Here is a 2,018-nt window from a genome sequence, read left to right on the forward strand (position 1 = left end):
TTGCGGCCATTTCGATGCCGGGCAGCATCTTCGCCGACGCCTTGCCGGCAAGCAGCCCGGCGGCGGCAAAGCCTGCGCTCCGGGCAAGCAGCGTTCGTCTGTTCAACATCGGCACAGGTCCTGGCGTTTCGCCCGGTCCGTCGCAGGAATCGTGCCAAGGCTGGCTCGTTGGCAAATCGCTTGTGCAGTCGCCTCGCCGGGCCTAAGTTCATTGCATGAGCAGAGCTTTTACCCGCGAAGAAGACAGCGAAAATGCCATTGCCGGCGTCGGCGAGCGGCCGATCAGCACGCACCGCAATCTGGTGACGGAGCGGGGCCTAGCGATGATCGAGGACAATCTCGCCGAGCTGCGCGATCTGATGGCCAAGGCTGAAAGGCGGGGTGACCGCGAACGCCTTGCGGTCGTGTCGCGCGACCTGCGTTACTGGACCGCGCGGCGCGAGAGCGCCGAGCTTTCCGAGCCGGAGCCAGGCAGCGACGTTGTCCGCTTTGGCATGGGCGTCACGCTGGAAGGCGACGACGGCAAGAAGGTGCATTGGCGGATCGTCGGCGAGGATGAGGCAAATCCGTCAAAGGGCAGCATTTCCCATGTCTCACCGATGGCTTTGGCCCTCTTCGGCAAGAAAGTCGGCGAGGTCGCCGCCGTCAACGGCAAGGAATGGGAGATCGTCAAGCTCTCGGACAAGGCCGAGAACTAGTTCTCGACCTTGATAGTATGGTCGCGGAAGAAGGCTACGGCACCAGCTTCGTCGATCTCGCCCGCGGCAACGCCCATAACGAATTCGTAGATCGTGCCATTGTCGGCTGTAAGGCCGTAACCGTTTATGATCAGGAAGGCGCCCGCGGCCACTATAGCCGTGCGTTTGTTGCCGTCGACAAAAGCGTGGTTCCTGGCGATGTCGAAAATATAGGCGGCCGCCAGATCCTCGATTGTCGGGTGACGATAATTGGCCTTGTTCTCGGCGCGGGCGAGCGCGGATTCGAGAGCGTTCTCATCCCTCAAGCCCTGCGCGCCGCCATGTCGGCGCAACTGCTCGGCATGCATCGCTTCCACAGCGCGACGCGACAGGAACTGCCAGCTCATTCGGCGAGCTTCTGAAGCGCGACCTTGTACTTGTCCATGACCTTGCGAGCGGCTTCCATCTGCCGCTCGAAGCTGTCGTCCACGGGCTCAAGGGCAATGCCCTTGTCCGTTTCGACAATCTGAAGCTGGTCGCCGGCTTTGATGTTCAGCCGATCGAGGATTTCCTTCGGCAGGATCACACCTTCCGAATTGCCGATCTTGCGAACGGTGGTGTTCATGACGGATCATCCTGTTACAACTTTAATTATAACGCGTAACGCCCAACGTTACAACAGGAATTATAACGACACTACCCGGCCGCCAGCAGCCGATCCATCAGCCGGTCCGCCGCTTGCGGGATCACGGTGCCCGGCGGGAAGATTTCCGCCGCGCCGGCCTTGAGCACCGCGTCATAGTCCTGCGGCGGGATGACGCCGCCGGCGACGATCCGCATATCGCCATGGCCGAGCTTCCTCAGCGCTTCCTTTAGCTCGGGGATCAGCGTCAGATGCCCGGCCGCGAGTGAGGAGGCGCCGATGATGTCGACATCGTGCTGGACGGCAAGCTTTGCGATTTCATCCGGCGTCTGGAACATCGGGCCGACGGTGACGTCGAAGCCGAGGTCGGCAAAGGCGCTGGCGATCACCTTCTGGCCGCGATCGTGGCCGTCCTGTCCCATCTTGGCGACCAGGATGCGCGGCCTGACGCCGGATTTCTTCTCGAATGCCTCGATCTTTTCCTTGAGCCGGTCGACGGCCGGATTGTCGCCGAGCGCGTCGCGATAGACGCCGGAGATGGTCTGGACGGTGGCCGCATGGCGGCCGAAGACCTTCTCCAGCGCCAGCGAGATTTCGCCGACGGTGGCGTTGGCGCGCGCCGCGCGGATCGCGAATTCGAGCAGGTTCTCGCCGCTTTCGGCGGCACGCGTAAGCGCCGCCAGCGAGTCCTCCAGGGC

General features: G+C 62.5%; 4 protein-coding genes. 1 reads left to right on the forward strand and 3 read right to left on the reverse strand.

From position 1 onward, the window contains the following. Nucleotides 1-215 precede the first annotated feature (215 nt). Nucleotides 216-698, forward strand: coding sequence for a transcription elongation factor GreA (gene greA, locus EOA29_RS34370; protein WP_126095034.1), 483 nt, complete (start codon nucleotides 216-218; stop codon nucleotides 696-698). Here the strand turns inward: greA and EOA29_RS34375 are convergent. From EOA29_RS34375 to EOA29_RS34385, 3 genes are all read right to left on the reverse strand, one after another. Then, the gene (locus EOA29_RS34375; protein ID WP_127222255.1) at nucleotides 695-1,084 is read right to left on the reverse strand and encodes a type II toxin-antitoxin system death-on-curing family toxin; all 390 of its coding nucleotides are present in this window, start codon (nucleotides 1,082-1,084) and stop codon (nucleotides 695-697) included. The two genes, greA and EOA29_RS34375, sit on opposite strands and share 4 nt — an antisense overlap. Continuing rightward, entirely contained in the window at nucleotides 1,081-1,302 is a 222-nt protein-coding gene (locus tag EOA29_RS34380; RefSeq protein ID WP_126095032.1) for an AbrB/MazE/SpoVT family DNA-binding domain-containing protein, read from the reverse strand. The genes EOA29_RS34375 and EOA29_RS34380 overlap by 4 nt, the downstream gene beginning before the upstream one ends. 71 nt (nucleotides 1,303-1,373) lie before the next feature. Next, nucleotides 1,374-2,018 (reverse strand): methylmalonyl-CoA mutase family protein (locus tag EOA29_RS34385; RefSeq protein WP_189479086.1); only part of this gene is annotated, 645 nt, incomplete at its 5' end.

The sequence above is a fragment of the Mesorhizobium sp. M1E.F.Ca.ET.063.01.1.1 genome (assembly GCF_003998155.1).
In the GTDB taxonomy this organism is placed as follows: domain Bacteria; phylum Pseudomonadota; class Alphaproteobacteria; order Rhizobiales; family Rhizobiaceae; genus Mesorhizobium.

Bases quoted from the DNA above. Each gene is read 5' to 3' on its own strand.
- EOA29_RS34375 (WP_127222255.1), bottom strand. From the start codon at position 1,084: ATGAGCTGGCAGTTCCTGTCGCGTCGCGCTGTGGAAGCGATGCATGCC.
- EOA29_RS34380 (WP_126095032.1), bottom strand. From the start codon at position 1,302: ATGAACACCACCGTTCGCAAGATCGGCAATTCGGAAGGTGTGATCCTG.
- greA (WP_126095034.1), top strand. From the start codon at position 216: ATGAGCAGAGCTTTTACCCGCGAAGAAGACAGCGAAAATGCCATTGCC.